The sequence below is a fragment of the Marivivens sp. LCG002 genome (genome assembly GCF_030264275.1).
Taxonomy (GTDB): domain Bacteria; phylum Pseudomonadota; class Alphaproteobacteria; order Rhodobacterales; family Rhodobacteraceae; genus Marivivens.
Map to the genome: position 1 here is coordinate 1407401 of NZ_CP127165.1, position 18284 is coordinate 1425684.

Here is an 18284-nt window from a genome sequence, read left to right on the forward strand (position 1 = left end):
GGGACCACTGGATAAGAGGCAAAGGCACATAATGCTCTGGAAACTGTTCAAAGCGCTCTTCATTTTGGCGATCCTCGCGGGTTTGGGGCTTGTCGCATATGCCTATGTCGGTCCTCTCTTTTTCCCGAACGATTTTGCGGCCCCCACGACCGAGATCGTTCAGCCCGTTACGCTGAACGCCCAATGAGGCGGCGCATGGCAGGATCATCAAGGACAGGTATCTCCCTTTTTGCCCTGCTCGCGATGCTCGTCGGGGGCCAGGCCTTTGCACAGGATGCGGAACCTCTCAACGCCATCGACTGGCTCTCTCGAAGCGTCGAAGCCCCTGTTGTGCTTGCGCCTTCCGGGACCGCGCCAAGCCTGAACGGAGCGGCCACGCCGCAGGTGAGTGTGACGCCGCTGGATCGTCCGACGCCGGACGGGATCGGGCTTTTGCCGCTTTCGGTTACGGGGCTTCCCGTCAACCTCTGGTCTGCAAGTCAGGTCTCGGATGTTGTTGCCCTGGTTCAGGCCGAACGGCTCGAAACCTTGCCCGCGATCTACGAACTCCTGATCACCCTCATGCTTGCCGAGGGTGCCGCCCCCATCGGGTCGGGTCCCGAGGGCGAGTTCCTCTTGGCCCGTGCGGACAAACTTCTCGACATCGGCGCAATCGAACAGGCACAAGCGCTGATCGAAGCGGGCGATCCTTCGCTGCCTGATGCCTTCCGCCGCTGGTTCGACGTGGCCCTTTTGACGGGCACCGAGGCAGATGCCTGCCGCGTGATGGAAGAGCGCCCTGATGTTGCGCCGACCTACCCTGCCCGCATCTTCTGTATTGCACGGGCGGGCGATTGGAACGCGGCGGCGCTTATCCTCAACACGGGGCGCGCTCTGGGCGATATCGATCCTGAAATGGATGCGCTTTTGTCGCGCTTCCTCGATCCCGACCTTTACGAGGGCGAGCCGAACCTGCCGCAGCCCGCACGTGTCAGCCCGTTGATTTTCCGGATGCACGAAGCCATCGGCGAGCCGATCCCGACTTCGAGCCTTCCGCGTGCCTTTGCCCATGCCGATCTTCGAGATACCGCAGGATGGCGCAACCAGATGGAAGCGGCCGAACGCCTTGTGCGCGATGGTGCACTGACCCATACGGTGCTTTGGTCGCTTTACAATGCGAAAACCCCTGCCGCTTCCGGCGGGATCTGGAGCCGTGCCGAGGCGATGCAGGACTTCGGCCGCGCCCTTGGAACAGGCAAGAGCGCCCTGATCGAAGGCACATTGGAAATGGCTTGGGCCGCCGCGCAGCAAGCAGGCGTTGAAGTCGCCTTTGCCGATGAGTTCGGAGCGCGTCTGGCTGAGGTCGAACTTTCGGGTCCTGCAAAAGACATCGCGCTCAAGGTTCGGCTTTTGTCGCGCGATTACGAAGCTGCGGCCATTGCCCATGCAGATGCGCTCGATCCTTTGCTCGTCGGCATTGCGCGCGGCACCGTCACCGCGCAAGAGAACCTCACCATCGCCGAACAAGCGGTCGTCAACGGCTTTAGCAGTGACACTGTGCCGATCGGCTTTGAACAGCTGCTTGCCGACGGCAAAATCGGCGAAACATTGCTTCGTGCCATCGCGCTCTTTTCCGAAGGGCTGTCGGGCGATCCCAGCACCATCGGCGAGGCTCTGGTCGTGTTCCGCAGGCTCGGGCTCGAAGATACCGCACGCCGCGCCGCGCTCCAGTATCTTATTCTGGACCATCCTTCGTGAGTGCCTCTGCGCAACCGATGCCCCATTGGGTTCAGGCTTTTCTTGAAGCCCAAGCCGCAGAGTTGGACGCCGCCACAAATACCCAGCTTGCCTATGCGCGGGATCTGAGCGACTTTGCCGATTGGCTTGCGCGGCGCGGACTGCACTTTGCAAGCTGTGGGCAATCGGATGTCGAAGCCTATCTCATTTCCTGCGAAGCCGAAGGCTTGGCGGTGGCGACGCGCGCGAGACGGCTTTCAGCGATCAAACAACTGTTCCGCTTTGCCTTTGAAGAAGGCTGGCGCAGCGACAACCCCGCCCTGCGCATCAAAGGACCGGGCAAGTCCAAGCGCCTACCCAAGACGCTCTCGACAGAGGATGTGGACCGACTGATCGAGGCGGCGCACACCCATGGCCGTGAAACCTTGCGCAATGGCGCATTGGTCGAGCTTCTTTATGCGACGGGGATGCGCGTCACCGAGCTAGTGAGCCTTCCTGTCAGTGCGGCGCGAGGGGATCCGCGTATGCTTCTTGTGCGAGGCAAAGGCGGCAAGGAGAGGCTTGTGCCACTCTCGGGCCGTGCACGTCTCGCGCTCGGGGATTGGCTGGCACAGCGCGACCGTGATGAGGACCTCGCCAAAAAGAACGGCAAACCCGCGTCGAAGTTTCTCTTTCCGTCGCGCGGCAAAGACGGGCACCTGACGCGTCAGCGGTTCTTTGTCCTGATCCGCGAATTGGCCGTTGTTGCGGGAATCGATCCGACGACGGTGACGCCGCATACTCTGCGCCATGCCTTTGCCACCCATCTTCTTGCGGGTGGCGCAGATTTGCGGGCCATCCAGACGATGCTCGGCCATGCGGATGTGGCCACGACCGAGATTTACACCCATGTTCTTGACGAAAGGCTCAAGGCGCTCGTGCTCGAGCACCATCCTCTTGCGGACAAAGCGTAACTCCCCCTTGAACGACACCCGTTCCACCCCCATAACTTGCCCATGACAGACACAGCTTCTCTTTTGGATGGCGCATTCTGGATCACGTCTCTCGCGATTCTTGTGCTTCTCGTTCTCTCCGGCTTTTTCTCGGGTTCGGAAACCGCGCTGACCGCCGCGTCGCGCGGTAAATTGCGTGCCAATGCGGACAAGGGGTCGGTCGGGGCCGAACGCGCACTTCAGGTCACCGAAGACTCGGAACGGCTGATCGGCTCGATCCTTCTGGGCAACAACGTCGTCAATATCCTTGCGACCTCGCTTGCGACGGCTGTGCTCACCAAGATCTTCGGGCAGAACGGTGTGGCCTTGGCAACGCTTGCCATGACGGCTCTCGTCCTCGTGTTTTCCGAAGTGCTTCCCAAAACCTATGCGATCACCAACCCCGAGACCGTCGCCTCCAAAGTGGCGCGTCCCATCAGCTACGTGATCCTGATTTTCTCGCCCATCGTAAGCGCGGTGCAAATCCTTGTGCGCGGTGTTCTGGCTCTCTTCGGCGTGCGAACCGACCCCGACAGCAACGTGCTTGCCGTGCGCGAGGAAATCGCAGGCGCGCTTCAGCTCGGCCATTCGGAAGGCATCGTCGAAAAGGAAGACCGCGACCGTATCCTTGGGGCGCTCGACCTTGCGGATCGCACGGTAGAGGAAATCATGCTCCACCGCTCGGGCATCGAGATGATCGACATGAACCTGCCCGCAACCGAGATCATGGCGCAATGTCTGGCAAGCTCTTACACGCGTCTGCCGCTCTATCGCGATGACCCCGAGAATATCGTCGGGGTCCTGCATGCCAAGGACCTCCTTCGTGCAATGCACAAGATGCTCTCGGATGGTCAGATCGACCCCGAAGAGCTCAAGCGGTTCAACGTGCTCGACGTGGCGATGAAGCCTTATTTCATCCCCGAGACGACGACGCTTGACGACCAGATGCGCAACTTCCTCAAACGCAAGACGCACTTTGCGCTGGTTGTGGACGAATACGGCGGGATTCAGGGGCTCATCACGCTCGAAGACATTCTCGAAGAGATCGTGGGCGAGATTGCGGACGAGTTCGACGTCGACGAGGACGACACGCTCGCTCTAACCTCTGATGGTGCCTATATCATCGACGGGGCCTCGACGATCCGCGACCTCAACCGTGCGCATGATTGGTCGCTTCCCGATGACGAAGCGAACACCATTGCCGGCCTTGTGATCCACGAAGCCCAGATGATCCCGACGGTGGGTCAGGTGTTCAGCTTCCACGGCTTCCGTTTCGAAGTGCTCGAAAAACAGGAAAACCGGATTTCCATGTTGAAAATCCGGCCCCTTGATACAGAACAGAGCTAGGCTCAACGCGACTTGAAAATCGTGCCGAAGATGCCGCGGATGATGCGGCGTCCCGTTGTGCCTTTCATCTCTTTGACAAAAGCGTCGGCAAGCGCACCGCCAAGGCTTTCGGGCTCTTTGGTGCGCCGCGAACGGGTCGTCGCGCTCGGGGCACGCCCCCCGTCATAGCGGCGCGCCTGTTTGAATTCGCGCTCGGCTTCTTCTTCGCGTGCCGCGCGGGCTTCGGCCTCTTCGGCTTCTTTTGCGGCGGCATCGGCACGGCGGGCCAGCATTTCAAAGGCACTGTCACGGTCAAGACGCTTGTCGTATTTGCCCGACATCGGGGACATCGCCATGATCGCGGCACGTTCCTGCGGGGTGATCGGGCCAAGCTGCGAGGATGGCGGACGGATCAGCGTGCGCTCGACGATCATCGGAATACCCTTGTGATCGAGCATCGAGGTGACGGCTTCGCCCGTTCCGACCTCGCGGATGGCTTCGGCGGTGTCGAAGCGCGGGTTCGGACGATAGGTCTCGGCCGCTTTTTGCAGGTCTTTTTGATCGCGCGCGGTAAAGGCGCGCAGCGCGTGCTGCACACGGTTGCCGAGCTGACCAAGAACGTCATCGGGAACGTCTGCGGGGTTCTGGGTGATGAAGAACACCCCGACCCCTTTGGAGCGGATAAGTCGCGCCACCTGTTCGACCTTGTCGACAAGTGCTTTGGGCGCATCGTCAAACAAAAGATGCGCTTCGTCGAAGAAGAAGACGAGCTTGGGCTTTTCGGGATTTCCAACCTCGGGAAGCTCTTCGAATAGCTCGGACAAAAGCCACAACAGGAATGTTGCATAGAGCCGTGGGCTGTTCATCAACTTGTCGGCCGCCAAGAGGTTAACAACTCCGCGCCCGTCGGCCTCGCAGCGGATCATATCCGACAGCTCGAGCGCAGGTTCTCCGAACAATTCGTTGCCGCCCTGGTTTTCCAGAACCAGAAGCTGGCGCTGGATCGCACCGACAGAGGACACAGCGACATTGCCGTAACGCAAGGACAGATCTTTTGCGTTTTCGCCGACGAACAAAAGGAGCGCCTGAAGGTCCTTGAGATCGAGAAGCGGAAGGCCTTCTTCGTCGGCAACGCGGAACGCAACGTTCAGAACACCCTCTTGCACATCGGTAAGCTCGAGAAGGCGCGACAGCAAAAGCGGCCCCATCTCGGAGACCGTGGTGCGCACAGGATGCCCTTGCTCGCCGTAAAGGTCCCAGAAAGTTACGGGGAATTTGTCGTATTGAAGGTCAAGTCCAATGGTTGCGGCACGCTTAGTAAAGGCCTCGTGGAGCTTGAAATCCTCGCGTCCCGAAGCGGCAAGTCCCGAAAGGTCGCCTTTGACATCCGAAAGAAACACAGGAACCCCCGCCGCAGAGAGACCTTCGGCCAGAATCTGGAGGGTGACGGTTTTACCTGTGCCCGTGGCACCTGCAATCAGGCCATGACGGTTGGTGTAATTCAGCAAAAGCTTTTGTGCTTCAGCATAGCCTTCGCCGCCGCCGCCGATGAAAATGTGATCTTGCATACCTTACCTCGGATAGAGAACGGGACCATCATACAATCTTAACGCTTACATGTAAGCCTGATACTCGCCAAATTGCCCCAAAGGCACGCGGCATTTCCTCCCTGTCCGACTGGCCGCGTCTTTGGGCGCGGCCTTTTTTCGGTCCGTCGATTTTTCCGGTTGACGGCGGATTTTCCATCACTTAGCGTCACGTCAAATAGTCGGCCAAGTCCGACAGGGAGAAAATGGAAAGGGGATCGCTTTGCGGTCCCTTTTTCATTCAGCATCAGTGTTTTACTTTTGACTGGTGCTCGGCAAACTCCCGCGCAAAGGTGATCCGAGCGGGACTGACATTAGGTTTCGACCGTGCTAAGGACAGCTAACTTTTCTTCAACAGGATCGCCTGATGTTCTCTATGTTTAAAACCATTTCCGTTGTCTCTTTGCTCGCCCTCTCGGGCGCGGCCGTCGCGCAAGAGCAAACCGCCGAGCAAGACGCAGCCGCCACCGCCGAGCCTCAGGTCGGTGAAACTTATGTGAGCGAAACCTCGGGCGATTGGGACGTGCGCTGTCTGAAGACGGAAGAAGGAACCGATCCCTGCCAGATCTATCAGCTTCTTCTCAATGACGCCGGAAACGCCGTAGCCGAATTCACCATGCTCCCCCTCAACGAAGAGGGACCAGCTGTTGCAGGCGCCACGATGGTCACGCCGCTTGAAACCTATCTTCCTGCCGGCATCGCGATGACGATCGATGGCGGTGAAGAGCGCCGTTATGACTTTACCTTCTGCAACGTTCAGGGTTGTGTTTCGCGCATGGGAGTAACCGCTGAAGACATCAGCCTGATGCAAAAAGGCGCAAAGGCGACCGTGAAACTCGTTCCTGCGGGCTCCGAGACGGGCGAGCCTGTGGTTCTCACGTTGTCGCTTTCGGGCTTCACTGCTGCTTACGAAAAAGTCGTGACTTCGAGCGCACAGTAATCGGCACCTGCCGACCGATCCACAAGGCCGTCCCTCGGGGCGGCCTTGTGCGTTCAGGGCGCTTTGCGAAGCGCAATCACCGCATTCAACCCGCCAAAGGCAAAGGTATTGGACAAAACCACTTCGACCTTGGCCTCGCGGGCGACATTGGGCACCACATCAAGCGCACATTCGGGATCGGGCTCTTCGTAATTGATCGTCGGGGCAATCACCCCATCCTTGAGCGCCATGATGCAGGCAAGAAGTTCGACCGCGCCCGTACCGCCGATCAGATGCCCGTGCATGGATTTGGTCGAGGAGATCATCAACCGATCCGCATGGGGTCCGAACACATCGGCCACCGCTGCGCATTCGGTCTTGTCATTTGCAGCCGTACCGGTGCCGTGGGCATTGATATAGCCAACAGCATTCCTGTCGATCTTTGCGTCCTTGAGCGCGCCCGAGATCGCTCGCGCCGCGCCCGCCTTGGAGGGCATGACGATATCGGACGAATCGGAAGACATAGCAAAACCAATGACTTCCGCGAGGATGTTCGCGCCGCGCGCACGGGCGCGGTCATAATCCTCGAAGACATAGACCCCTGCGCCTTCGGACTGAACCATGCCGTTGCGATTGGCCGAAAACGGTCGGCAGGCGTCGCGCGACATGACGCGCAGCCCTTCCCACGCCTTGATCCCACCGAAGCAAAGCATCGCCTCTGACCCGCCCGTAAGCATGATCGGCGCAGCGCCCGAGCGAACCATCTGAAAGGCAAGTCCCATGGCATGGTTCGACGACGCACAAGCTGTCGCCACGGTGAACGAGGGACCGCGGAGGTTATAGGCCATCGAGACATGGCTCGCGGCGGCGTTGTTCATCAACTTGGGCACGATAAAGGGGTGAACTCGGTTTTTTCCCTCTTCGTAAACGGCACGGTAATTCTCGTCCTGGGTATTAAGCCCGCCGCCAGAGGTGCCGAGGATCACGCCCGAGCGGTCCGCCTCGTCCCCGTGAAGATCGATGCCTGCCTGCGCAATGGCTTCTTTGGCAGCAATCAGCGTGAATTGGGTGAAACGGTCATAGAGCGAGATTTGCTGGCGATTGAAATGCTCTGCCTCGTCATAGCCGCGCACCTGCCCGCCGATCTGGACCATCAGGCGATCAACATCGCGAATATCAAGCGGTCCGATCCCCGAACGTCCCTCGCGCATTGCCTCGAAGGTTGCGGCCACAGTGCCGCCGAGCGGATTGATTGTGCCCGCGCCTGTAATGACAACGCGCTTCATCGGGCGCTCAGACCTGCTCTTTCATCAGCTCTTCGATTGCCTGCACAATGGCGGCAACCGAGGAAATGTCGAAGTCACTGGCTGAGGGTTCATTGGCATTGAAAGGGACGGAAATATCAAAGGCTTCTTCGATTGCGAAAATGCATTCGACAAGTCCCATGCTGTCGATGCCAAGCTCTTCAAGAGAGTTTTCAAGTTTCACATCGCTTGGCTCGAGAAACGCCTGTTCAGCGATGATGGCGATGACTTTATCCTGAATGCTCATATCGTGCCCCACTTTGGTTGCGTAGCAGCTCATGCCTGCCATCTAGGAAGTCTCGTCCGAGTTTGAAACCGTTTTTTGACGATTTGTGAAATCCTTCATGAAACGCGGTAAACGGCGAAGCGCTTTGTACATGTCCACATGCGTCTGGATCGGCACCGCAGGATAGCCCATCATAACACGTTTTTCAGGCACATTCGAGGAAACGCCGCTGTTGCCTGTAATGACGACATCAGAACCCACCTTGAGATTGTCGGCAATGAGAGCCCCGCCCCCGACCACAACGCGGTCGCCCACAACGGTCGAACCCGCAACGCCCGATTTGCCTGCCAAGAGACAGTCGTTGCCCAAGACGACATTATGCCCGACCTGAACAAGGTTATCGATCTTGCAGCCATTGCCGATACGGGTCGGACGGATCGTGCCTGCGTCGATCGTGGTGTTGCAACCGATCTCGCAGTCATTGCCGATCACCACGCCGCCCAGAGAATGGATGCGGTGCCATGTGCCGTCGCTCGGCGTTTCGATCCCCTCCTCGCCCATAGAGGATCGCGCCCGCTCTACATTCGCCTCTTGTTCAGTGACGAAGGAGAACCCGTCGCCCCCGATCACGGCATTGGGGTGCACGATACAGCGATCCCCCATCACGACACGGCGGCGGATCTTGGCGCCTTCGAGGATGAGACACCCCTCGCCGATGACGGCAGAGCCAGAGACGACCACATGCGCTCCGATGCGGGTGCCCTTCCCGATCACTGCCCCTTCACCGATCACGGCAAAGGGACCGATGTCGACGCCCTCGCCGATCTGCGCGCCTTGACCGATTAGCGCCGTGGAATGGATGCCCTTGGCAATCTCTTCATCGCTGTCGAGCATTTGCGTCAATCGCGCCATGGCGAGACGCGCCCGCGGCGCGATGATTGCAGCCTTGAGACCCAAGGCTTCCCAATCGGCACCGGGCCAAACCACCGCCGCCCGCGCCTGACCAAGCTTGAGCTGGTCGCCGTATGCAGGTGCCATCGCAAGAGCGAGGTCGGAACTGCCTGCTGTCGAAGGCTCTGATGCGCCGCTCACGCGGAGGGACACATCCCCAAAGCATTCGGCCCCAAGAGCCTGTGCGATTTCCTGAACGCTGTGTGACATGGTGGCCCTTTCGTCTTTGGGGACGATTTAGCCCTGAACCGCGCCGATCGCCACCCCTTCGCGTGCCAGAGCCTCCCAGATCCGTGCGTCGCGACCGTAAATGTCGGGTCGATACTGCATCTCGCCCGTCACACTGGTAAAGGCCGTGCGATAGACGATGTGCACTGGAACATGCTTTTCGAGATCGACGCGGGTCTCGGCGCCTGTACGAAGGCGAGACTGGAAAAAGTCCACAGGATCAGAGGTTTGCACCGCAAGCAGCGCATATGCGAATTCATGCGGCTGGGCCAGACGGATACAGCCGTGGCTAAAGGCTCTGACCTGACGCTGGAACAGGGACTTTGCGGGCGTGTCGTGCAGGTAAATGTTGTATTTGTTGGGGAAGAGGAACTTGACGGTTCCCAATGCATTGCCCGGACCCGGAAGCTGGCGCATCGAAAACGGGAAGCTGGACGCGGAGTATCCCGAGAAATCACGATCGCGACTCACAACGGCACCGTTCGAGGCCACCACCTGAAGGTGGCTCACTGCGCCCGGATTGGCGCGAAGCTGCGGCAAATATTCGTTGACGATGATCGAGCGCGGCACGAACCAGCTCGGGTTGATGACCATATGCTCCATCTCGTCCGAAAACTCGGGGCTTTGACGGTCATCCGATGTCGCGCCGATCACAGCCACGGTTTCAAAGGTCACGATATCATGATCGACGATCCGCGCGGTAAAGTCGGTCAGATTGACCCAGATATGACGCTCGCCCCGTTCGAAATTGGTCCAGCGCTCGCGCTCGAGCGCCACAAGAACCGACTTGAGCCGCTCGGTCGCAGTTGTGTTGAGCGCACGGATCGTCTCCTCTCCTGCAACGCCGTCGGCAGGAAGGCCGAAATCTTCCTGCGCACGCTGGACCGCCGATTGCATCGCGGGATCATAGCGCCCCGACACCGAGCGTTCCAGATACCCCATTGCCACCAGACGGTTGCGAAGCGCGATCACGGCCTCGCCCTGATCGCCCGGACGCAGGGTGCGCACTGGAACAGGCCCGCCCCATGCATCATTCAGCACGACATTCTCGAGCTCGAACTTTTGGCGCAGCAATCGGGCGTATTCGTGGGATTTGGGCGCAAGATCACGGAGGTATCCGGTCGGAGACGGTGCGGCAAGAAACTCGGCAAGGAGAGACTTGCGGTCATGCACGGGCACTTCGCGCTTGATTTCGGACACAACATCACCGGGGTTCAAAAGACCGGTGTTGATCGCGCGGGCATAATCGAGAAAGGCGCGCGACAATTCGACGTCCATCGCGCCAAGCTCGGCAGCGGTCTTGGCATTCTGGATGCGGGCCACCAAAGCATCGGGCGAAAAGCGCTCACGCGGAAGCCCGTGCAGATGCGCATCTGCCAAAGCAGTGAGCAAGGCGTTGCGGCGGGTCTGTGCCTCTTGGCTGGAGCCGGTCCAGATCCCTTCGAAGACGCGGGCGCGATAGACCTCGGCAAGATCGGCATCACTCGACGCCGTCTCGGCGACAGCCTGCTTGAACGCGGTCACCTGAGCCTGAGCCGAAGGTGCCGTTGCGATCAGGGCCATCGAAAAACACAGCCCGACAACCGAAGCGCGTAGCCCGAACACAGACTTACTCACCATAAATCCCCCAAAAACCAATCTTTCCAAGTTTTTACCAACATCCATCGGCCAGAGTCAGCCTGTCCACTCACAATTGAGTTCCAAACGCTTTTGTTGTGGTTTTGTTGCACCTAAGGCCCAAATTCTGGGCCGCTGCGCCATATTCACTTGGCCGCCTTGCGACCCTTTGCGCAAAAACCCGCCGATTTTTGCCTAGGTTACCAGAACCTTAAGAAAAAAGGGTTGGTTCGTGAATCACCCTATGCCATAAAAATCGCACATCTGGGGAGATGGTAACCAGCCACCGTTTACGAGTGGCGATCATAATAGCGACGGGACAGACGCAATCATGACCAAAACCAGCTCTTCGGGCATTACTCGGCGCGGACTTCTCGGCGCGTTTGCCGCCACCGCGGTTGTAGCTGCCCCGACTTATGCAAATGCTTTTGGCTTCTTGCGCAACGCTGGCGATATCCGCCGCATTCAAATGTATTCGGGCCGCACCGGTGAAAAGATCGACATGATCTACTGGATCGAAGGCGAATACATCGGTGAAGCGGTCAAAGAGATCAACCATTTCATGCGGGACTGGCGGAACAACAAAACCGTCAACATCGACACCCGCACCATCGACATCATGGCTGCTTCGCACGCGCTTCTTGATGTGAGCGAGCCCTATATGCTCCTGTCCGGCTATCGCTCGCCCGAGACCAACGCGATGCTGCGCAGCCAATCTTCAGGTGTGGCCCGCAATTCGCTCCATATGCGTGGTCAGGCGGCAGACCTTCGTTTGGCAAGCCGTTCGGTAAGCCAGATGGCGCGCGCCGCTGCAGCCTGCGCTGCGGGCGGCGTCGGCAAATACTCGGGTTCCAACTTTGTGCATATGGACTGCGGCGATGTGAGGACCTGGGGGTCCTGATCCCCATCACATCCGAACGCAAAGAGCGCCCGATCGGGCGCTTTTTTATTGGTGGACTTCGGAAAAGGTGCCGACACCCGTCGACCCATCGGGAAAACGGATCAGCATCGCAAGACGCATGAACTCCACGCTTTCGCCGCTGGATTTCACGCGCAGCCGAACACGGTCGAGACGCACATCGCTGGCGCTGTTCACGCTTGCAAACAGGTCCTCGACAAAATCGCCGTCGGCGCAGCCATCAAGGATCTGACCCAAGGTCATACCGACCGAAGACGCGGCCCTTACTTCGCCGATCAGACCCGCAAGCACGCTTTGCGCGCCGAGCCAGACACAGACCCAATCCTCTCCGAGCGGACGGAACACGACAAGACGTGAGCGGAAGCGATCAAGCGCCTTGTGGCCAAGAACACCACGCGCCGCGCTCCACGCATCATAGGCTTCGGTGCAGCTGCCTTCGTTTTCCCACAGCGCCCGCAAAGGAAGCTGGCGAGAGGAATAATGACCATCCGCGCTCTCGACTTTCTGGAGGCCGTCTACCCAAGGATCCTCGGCTCTGACCCAAGCCACGCTTCTTTCGAGGAGCGCCTTGGCTTCGGGCAAAGCGGCCTCACCCTCGCTGGTGAGCACATAGCGCCGATCGACAAGCTCGAAGAGCGGAGCGCCGCGTAACTCCTCTAGGTTGCTGATGTGACGCTTGAGCGTTTGCCGCGTCAACCCCGTCAACTCGGTCGCGCGCGACAGATTGAGCGCGTTTGCAAGCTCGACAAACGAGCGCAACATCTCGAACAAAAGGTTTGGTGGTTGGTGAACTGTCAAAATCTAACTCCAGCGGATGTTAGGATTTTCCCAAATTCCCAAGGCCAAAACAAGTTATCCGCACGTATCCCATACTATCCTGACGAGTGATAAATCACCCCTTAACAGATGATCCGTTTGACCGAACAAATTATCGTTAATCAATTGTTAAAGAAGGCAAAATTTCCACAATAAGGGGAAATGTAGCTTATGAGGCACTTTATGTCCCATCCGGTCGATCTTCATGTTGCGAACCAAATTCGCAATGCTCGCGTGATGCGCGGAATGACCCAATCCGCTCTTGCCAAACACATCGGCTGTTCGTTCCAACAGCTTCAAAAATACGAAACAGGCCAGAACCGCGTCTCTGCAAGCCGTCTGCATGACATAGCGATTGCGCTCGGGCTTCCTGTTGCGCATTTCTTCGAAGGCTATGAAGGCGGCGAAGTTGCACCGCTCGACAACCAGACCCAGCGTATTTTCTTTGCGCTCTCGCGTCTCAAGAGCGAGGAAGTCAAAGAAACGCTGTGCCGCATGGTCACTGCCATTGCAGAAGAGCACGCTCCGGCCTAAGCCGAACGACATCACAAGAAACGCCGCAGCCCCCGCTGCGGTGTTTTTCTTTGGCCAAACGATGATTGCACCTGTGGCGGAGTCTGATATTTCGGGCGGGCATCATCGAGACGGACCTATGACCACCCACCCCAAGCAATCCATGGCCAGAACGACGACGATGTTCACCATCGTCGGTCTCGTGGCGTCGGGGTCACATTTTTTGATCGCGGCGTTCCTGCATGAAACGCTCGGGCTTGGTCTGATCCTCGCCAATTGCCTCGGCTTTACGTCGTCTTTCGTGATTTCCTATTTCGGTCATCGCAGGTTCAGCTTTCGCTCGGACCGTCCGCACAGGTCCGCCATTCCCAAATATGCCGTCACCGCAGGCAGCGGGTTTTCCGCAAATACGCTCACGGTCTATGCGCTGATCCGTTATTTCGGCGCAGAGCATCTGTTCTATATTCTGATTGGGATCAGTGTCGGCGCGGCGGTTGTGTTCGTCGCATCGAAATACTGGGCCTTTGCAGCGCCCAAACCTTGATCTCGGTGTATTGACGGAAATGGCGCACCCAAGTGGATTCGAACCACTGGCCTTTGCCTTCGGAGGGCAACGCTCTATCCAGCTGAGCTATGGGTGCGTGTTGAGGACTCTATAGCCCTGCCACAGACGCGCCGCAACGCGAAATAACGCATTGCGACACGGAAATTCAGGCAAAGAGCTCGTTACAAAGCTCGAGCGCCTCGACCAATTTGTCCACCTCTTCCAAGGTGTTGTAGAGCCCGAAAGACGCGCGACAGGTCGCGCCTACGCCCATATGCTCCATCAATGGCATTGCGCAATGCGTCCCTGCCCGAACCGCAACGCCCTTTTTGTCGAGCACGGTCGAAATGTCATGCGCATGGGCCATACCCTGAAGCGTGAACGAGAAGATCGCCGCCTTGTTGGCCGAATTCCCTTGAATGTTCATCCAGTTGAGACCTGCGAATTTCTCGCGAGCATAGGCGCACAGCTTGGCCTCGTGCGCCGCGACATTCTCCATGCCGAGCGCCATAAGGTAGTCGAGCGCGACACCAAGCCCGATGGTCTGGACGATACCGGGGGTGCCGGCCTCGAACTTGAGGGGCGCGTCGTTATAGGTCACCTCGTCCTTGGTCACATCGCGGATCATATCCCCGCCACCAAAGAACGGGCGCATTTCGGCTTGACGCTCTTTGCGGACATAGATCGCACCCGATCCCGAGGGGCCATAAAGCTTGTGACCCGTAATAGGATAGAAGTCACAGCCGATATCCTGAACATCGACGGGCATGTGAACCGCGCCTTGGCTTCCGTCTACAAGAACGGGAACACCCTTGGCGCGGGCCGCGTGGCAGATGGTTTTCACATCGACAATGGTCCCGAGCACGTTCGAGCACTGTGTCACCGCAACGAGCTTGGTTTTCGGGCCGATCGCATCGATCACCGCTTGCGGATCAAGGTCTCCGTTGGCATCCACATCGACCCATTTCAGGACAACACCCTGACGTTCGCGCAGGAAATGCCACGGCACGATATTCGCGTGGTGCTCCATGACCGACAAAACGATCTCGTCCCCAGCCTGAAGGCGCGGCGCGGCCCAGGCATAAGCGACCATATTGATGCCCTCGGTCGTGCCCGAGTTGAAAATGATCTCGTCCTCATCGGCCGCATTGAGGAACTTGGCAACGATGCCGCGCACGCTCTCGTATTTTTCGGTCGCAAGGTTGGACAGGAAATGCAACCCGCGGTGCACGTTGGCATATTCCTCGGAATAGGCCTTGGTCACTGCGTCGATCACCACTTTGGGCTTTTGCGCCGACGCACCGTTGTCGAGATAGACAAGCGGCTTGCCGTTCACCTGCCGCGACAGGATCGGAAAGTCCTTTCGGATTTCGTTGACATCATACATCGGCGCCATCCTTCTCGGCTTCGATAAGAGTTGCGATCCAGATTACGACAAAGGCAACAAGCCAGAGCGCGCCCACGATCTGGGTCGCGGCTACATTCCCGTTCAGCCCCGTCAGCAGACCGTAAAAGAGCATGATCGGGGTCGTCGACAGCAGCGTCCAGAACAGCGAAAGCCGCGCACTGTAGAACGTGCCTTTGCCGCGAAACAGTTTGGCAACCAAATGCGCAATTGCCGCAATCCCATAGAGCACGAGAGGCCACATGAAGATCCACGCAAGCAGATCATAGGACATGAGCTGGGTGAAATCCTCGCCCGTCATGAACGCTTCGCGCTGGAGACGCGGCCACTGGGCTACAAAGGTGATCGCGCAGCCCGCCATGAGAAAGGCAAGCGCGCGATCCTCGCGGCGCCCCATCGCCAACAGCTCCCGCATCACAAGACGCGGGTGCCGCCATGTGCGGAACATATCGCGGCTGACGGCCATCAGTTGTGCCGATCAAGCCATTCGGACATGCGGGCAAGCACCTCTTCGGCAAGCCCTTCGTCCTCGATTTCCTGAACCGCTTCGGCAAGGAAGGCGAGCGTCAACAGGTTCTTGGCGGCCTTTTCGGGCACCCCGCGCGAACGCAGATAGAAGAGCGCCGTGTCGTCGATCGCGCCCACCGTCGAACCGTGCGAACAGGCGACGTCATCGGCATAAATCTCGAGCTCGGGCTTGGCGAGGAACTGGCTGTCATCGTCAAGGAGAAGGCCTTGGCTGATCTGGTAGCCATCGGTTTTCTGTGCCCCCGCTTTGACAAGGATCTTGCCTTGGAACACGCCGACCGCACCGTTGCGCAGCACCTTCTTGAACACCTGACGGCTTTCGCAGTTTACGGCATCATGGGTGATGAACACGGTGTCGTCGTGATGGAAGTCCTTACCGTCCCCAACGCAAGCGCCCGCCACATGGGCAATCGCATCATCGCCGGTGAGTTCCAGAACCACTTCGTTGCGGGTCAGAACACCATTGGCGGTGAGCGTGAACGACTTGAACTTGGACTCGGTTCCCAGACGGGCGAAAAGCCCCGTTACCGCGCGGCGCTCGTGGTCGCGGCCTTGGGTGCGCACGTGGTGGAAGGACGCCTTATCCGCAATCTCGACTTCGGTCACTTTGTTGAAACGTGCCGCCGCGGGACCCGCTTCGAGGAGGGTGAAATCCGCCCCCTCTTCAAGCTTGATCACATGGTGGAGATTGGCGTCCGAGGTTTCTTCCTTGTGCAGATAGGTGATCGCGACGGGACGCGGCGCTTGGCCCGTCACACGGATCACAAGACCGTCGGTTGCAAAAGCGGTGTTCAGCGCCGAAAGCGGACGCTCGACAGGTGTCTGGCCACGGCTCTCAAGAACGCCATAAACGTCTTTGGCCCAGTGGATATCCTGTTGCGTCGCGCTGGCGAGACGGCTGATCTCGACGCCTTCCATCGACAGATCGTCCGAGGCTTCGGCATCGAAAACGCCGTCGACAAACACGACCTTGAGCGCCTCGACACCCGAAAACGTCGGGGCTTCGCCGCTCTCGAAGACCGCCGCTTTGGGAGCGCTCGGCGCAGTCAGATCGGCAGGATTGGTAAAGCGCCAATATTCATCGCGGCGCGCAGGAATGCCCATGGCGGCCACGCGGGCCAAGGCCTCTTTGCGTGCTTTGATCGCCCACTCTGCCCCAGAAGGAAGGGTCAGAGCCGACAGACGCGCTTCGGTCGCGTCGGCTTTGATCTTGGGCAGAGCCATTATTCGACCTCCGCCAGAATATCGGCATACCCGTTGTTTTCAACTTCGAGAGCAAGCTCGGGGCCGCCCGATTTGACGATACGGCCATTGGCGAGGATATGCACGACATCGGGTTTTATGTGATCGAGAAGACGCTGGTAGTGCGTGATGACAAGGAACGAACGACCTTCGGAGCGCAGCGCATTAACGCCTTCGGAGACGAGCTTCATCGCATCGACGTCAAGACCCGAGTCCGTCTCGTCAAGGATGCACATCTTGGGTTCCAGCATCGCCATCTGGAGGATTTCGTTGCGCTTCTTTTCGCCGCCCGAAAAACCGACGTTAACGGGGCGCTTGAGCATATCCGCGTCGATGTTGAGCGTTTTGGCCTTTGCGCGCACTTCCTTGAGGAAATCGGCTGCCGACAGCTCTTCTTCGCCGCGGGCTTTGCGCTGTGCATTCACTGCGGTGCGCAGAAAGGTCATGTTGCCGACACCGGGGATTTCAACCGGATACTGGAACGCAAGGAACAGACCCGCCGCCGCGCGCTCTTCGGGCTCCATTGCAAGGATATCGACGCCATCAAGCGTCGCGGAGCCTTCAGTCACCTCATAGCCTTCGCGGCCTGCAAGCACATAGGAAGTGGTGGATTTACCCGATCCGTTCGGGCCCATGATCGCATGGACTTCGCCCGCCCCGATGGTCAGGTTCACACCCTTGAGGATTTCCTTGCCCTCTTCTTCAAGTTTGACGTGCAGGTTCTTGATTTCCAGCATTATTCTTCTCCGTTGATCGCCCCTGCGACCGTTGATTGAATGGGCGTGCAGCCGCCCCTAAGTCAGGTGGCGGGACTAGCCGAGCACCACTGCGGTGCCCGATGCGGACACCATGAGCATGTTGTTGATGACCTCGTAATCGAGATCGACACCGACCACAGCCGTCGCACCGCGATCGGCTGCGCGTTCTTCCATTTCCTTGAGCGCGGTTTCGCGCGCTTCGGCAAGGCTCTTTTCATAAGCGCCCGAGCGGCCGCCGATGATGTCGGTGATGCCTGCGAAAATATCGCGGAACACGTTCGCACCAAGGATCGCCTCACCCGTGACGATGCCCTTGTATTCGGCGATCTGATAGCCTTCGACGGTCGGAGTAGTCGTTACGATCATGGTCTTACCCTCTGAATACGAGCGCCGCGCCGATTGCGATAAAGCCGAAACCGGCCATCGTCATCCAGCTGACGCTTTCCTTGAGATAAAACACCGAAAATCCCACAAAGATGATCAGCGTGATGACTTCTTGAATGGTCTTGAGCTGCGCCGCCGAATAGACCTGATGGCCGATACGGTTGGCGGGCACGGCGAGGAAATACTCGAACAGCGCAATGCCCCAGCTTGCCAGAATGACGACAAGCAACGGCGCTGCCTTGAACTTGAGATGCCCATACCAGGCGAACGTCATAAAGACGTTCGAGAGGAGCAAGAGCGCTATCGGAGCGACATAAGGCATCTTGGCCGG

20 protein-coding genes and 1 tRNA gene are annotated in these 18284 nt (G+C 58.6%); 8 read left to right on the plus strand and 13 right to left on the minus strand.

What is annotated here, in order from left to right:
* Positions 1–31 precede the first annotated feature (31 nt).
* Genes QQG91_RS06950 through QQG91_RS06965 form a run of 4 tightly spaced genes read left to right on the plus strand, consistent with a single transcriptional unit; the run spans position 32 to position 4034 of the window.
* A complete protein-coding gene (locus QQG91_RS06950) occupies positions 32–187 on the plus strand; it encodes a hypothetical protein (RefSeq protein ID WP_285772240.1) in 156 nt (51 codons plus the stop codon).
* Positions 188–195: 8 nt separating this feature from the next.
* Positions 196–1737 carry a hypothetical protein gene (locus QQG91_RS06955; protein ID WP_285772241.1) on the plus strand — a complete coding sequence of 514 codons (1542 nt, stop codon included), beginning with the start codon at positions 196–198 and terminating at the stop codon, positions 1735–1737.
* 17 nt (positions 1738–1754) lie between these two features.
* Positions 1755–2669: a site-specific tyrosine recombinase XerD gene (locus QQG91_RS06960; RefSeq protein WP_502881599.1), complete on the plus strand. Its 915-nt coding sequence runs from the start codon at positions 1755–1757 to the stop codon at positions 2667–2669.
* Positions 2670–2711: 42 nt separating this feature from the next.
* Positions 2712–4034 (plus strand): HlyC/CorC family transporter, encoded by a 1323-nt coding sequence (locus tag QQG91_RS06965; protein ID WP_285772243.1) that lies wholly within the window; start codon positions 2712–2714, stop codon positions 4032–4034.
* Positions 4035–4036: 2 nt separating this feature from the next.
* On the opposite strand, the gene QQG91_RS06970 is transcribed toward QQG91_RS06965, so the two are convergent.
* Positions 4037–5581, minus strand: coding sequence for a helicase HerA-like domain-containing protein (locus QQG91_RS06970; protein WP_285772244.1), 1545 nt, complete (start codon positions 5579–5581; stop codon positions 4037–4039).
* Between the two features lie 385 nt (positions 5582–5966).
* Here QQG91_RS06970 and QQG91_RS06975 point away from each other — a divergent pair, with 385 nt between their 5' ends.
* Entirely contained in the window at positions 5967–6539 is a 573-nt protein-coding gene (locus tag QQG91_RS06975) for an invasion associated locus B family protein (protein ID WP_285772245.1), read from the plus strand.
* A 53-nt stretch (positions 6540–6592) separates the two neighbouring features.
* On the opposite strand, the gene QQG91_RS06980 is transcribed toward QQG91_RS06975, so the two are convergent.
* Genes QQG91_RS06980 through QQG91_RS06995 form a run of 4 tightly spaced genes read right to left on the minus strand, consistent with a single transcriptional unit; the run spans position 6593 to position 10847 of the window.
* Positions 6593–7804 (minus strand): beta-ketoacyl-[acyl-carrier-protein] synthase family protein, encoded by a 1212-nt coding sequence (locus QQG91_RS06980; RefSeq protein ID WP_285772246.1) that lies wholly within the window; start codon positions 7802–7804, stop codon positions 6593–6595.
* A gap of 7 nt (positions 7805–7811) precedes the next feature.
* Positions 7812–8069, minus strand: coding sequence for an acyl carrier protein (locus QQG91_RS06985; protein ID WP_285772329.1), 258 nt, complete (start codon positions 8067–8069; stop codon positions 7812–7814).
* Positions 8070–8111: 42 nt separating this feature from the next.
* The gene (locus QQG91_RS06990; RefSeq protein WP_285772247.1) at positions 8112–9209 is read right to left on the minus strand and encodes a UDP-3-O-(3-hydroxymyristoyl)glucosamine N-acyltransferase; all 1098 of its coding nucleotides are present in this window, start codon (positions 9207–9209) and stop codon (positions 8112–8114) included.
* A gap of 27 nt (positions 9210–9236) precedes the next feature.
* The gene (locus tag QQG91_RS06995; protein ID WP_502881593.1) at positions 9237–10847 is read right to left on the minus strand and encodes a L,D-transpeptidase family protein; all 1611 of its coding nucleotides are present in this window, start codon (positions 10845–10847) and stop codon (positions 9237–9239) included.
* A gap of 328 nt (positions 10848–11175) precedes the next feature.
* On the opposite strand from QQG91_RS06995, the gene mepK reads away from it, so the two are divergent.
* Complete coding sequence (gene mepK, locus QQG91_RS07000) at positions 11176–11745, plus strand: peptidoglycan L,D-endopeptidase MepK (protein ID WP_285772249.1); 570 nt, start codon at positions 11176–11178, stop codon at positions 11743–11745.
* A 45-nt stretch (positions 11746–11790) separates the two neighbouring features.
* Here mepK and QQG91_RS07005 read toward each other — a convergent pair whose 3' ends face one another.
* Positions 11791–12561, minus strand: coding sequence for a helix-turn-helix domain-containing protein (locus QQG91_RS07005; protein ID WP_285772250.1), 771 nt, complete (start codon positions 12559–12561; stop codon positions 11791–11793).
* Positions 12562–12762: 201 nt separating this feature from the next.
* Between QQG91_RS07005 and QQG91_RS07010 the strand changes: the two genes are divergently transcribed.
* On the plus strand, positions 12763–13113 hold the full coding sequence (locus QQG91_RS07010) for a helix-turn-helix domain-containing protein (RefSeq protein WP_285772251.1): 351 nt from the start codon (positions 12763–12765) through the stop codon (positions 13111–13113).
* A gap of 118 nt (positions 13114–13231) precedes the next feature.
* Positions 13232–13636 (plus strand): GtrA family protein, encoded by a 405-nt coding sequence (locus tag QQG91_RS07015; protein ID WP_285772252.1) that lies wholly within the window; start codon positions 13232–13234, stop codon positions 13634–13636.
* 20 nt (positions 13637–13656) lie between these two features.
* On the opposite strand, the gene QQG91_RS07020 is transcribed toward QQG91_RS07015, so the two are convergent.
* From QQG91_RS07020 to QQG91_RS07050, 7 genes are all read right to left on the minus strand, one after another.
* A tRNA-Arg gene (locus QQG91_RS07020) sits at positions 13657–13733 on the minus strand.
* A 69-nt stretch (positions 13734–13802) separates the two neighbouring features.
* Positions 13803–15023, minus strand: coding sequence for a cysteine desulfurase (locus QQG91_RS07025; protein WP_285772253.1), 1221 nt, complete (start codon positions 15021–15023; stop codon positions 13803–13805).
* Positions 15016–15507 (minus strand): hypothetical protein, encoded by a 492-nt coding sequence (locus QQG91_RS07030; protein ID WP_285772254.1) that lies wholly within the window; start codon positions 15505–15507, stop codon positions 15016–15018. Before QQG91_RS07030 ends, QQG91_RS07025 begins: the two co-directional genes overlap by 8 nt.
* The gene (locus tag QQG91_RS07035) at positions 15507–16793 is read right to left on the minus strand and encodes a SufB/SufD family protein (RefSeq protein ID WP_285772255.1); all 1287 of its coding nucleotides are present in this window, start codon (positions 16791–16793) and stop codon (positions 15507–15509) included. The genes QQG91_RS07030 and QQG91_RS07035 overlap by 1 nt, the downstream gene beginning before the upstream one ends.
* Positions 16793–17548, minus strand: a complete 756-nt coding sequence (sufC, locus tag QQG91_RS07040; RefSeq protein WP_285772256.1) for a Fe-S cluster assembly ATPase SufC — start codon at positions 17546–17548, stop codon at positions 16793–16795. Before sufC ends, QQG91_RS07035 begins: the two co-directional genes overlap by 1 nt.
* A gap of 75 nt (positions 17549–17623) precedes the next feature.
* Positions 17624–17935 carry a heavy metal-binding domain-containing protein gene (locus tag QQG91_RS07045; RefSeq protein ID WP_285772257.1) on the minus strand — a complete coding sequence of 104 codons (312 nt, stop codon included), beginning with the start codon at positions 17933–17935 and terminating at the stop codon, positions 17624–17626.
* A 4-nt stretch (positions 17936–17939) separates the two neighbouring features.
* Entirely contained in the window at positions 17940–18275 is a 336-nt protein-coding gene (locus tag QQG91_RS07050) for a DMT family protein (RefSeq protein ID WP_285772258.1), read from the minus strand.
* Positions 18276–18284: the final 9 nt, after the last annotated feature.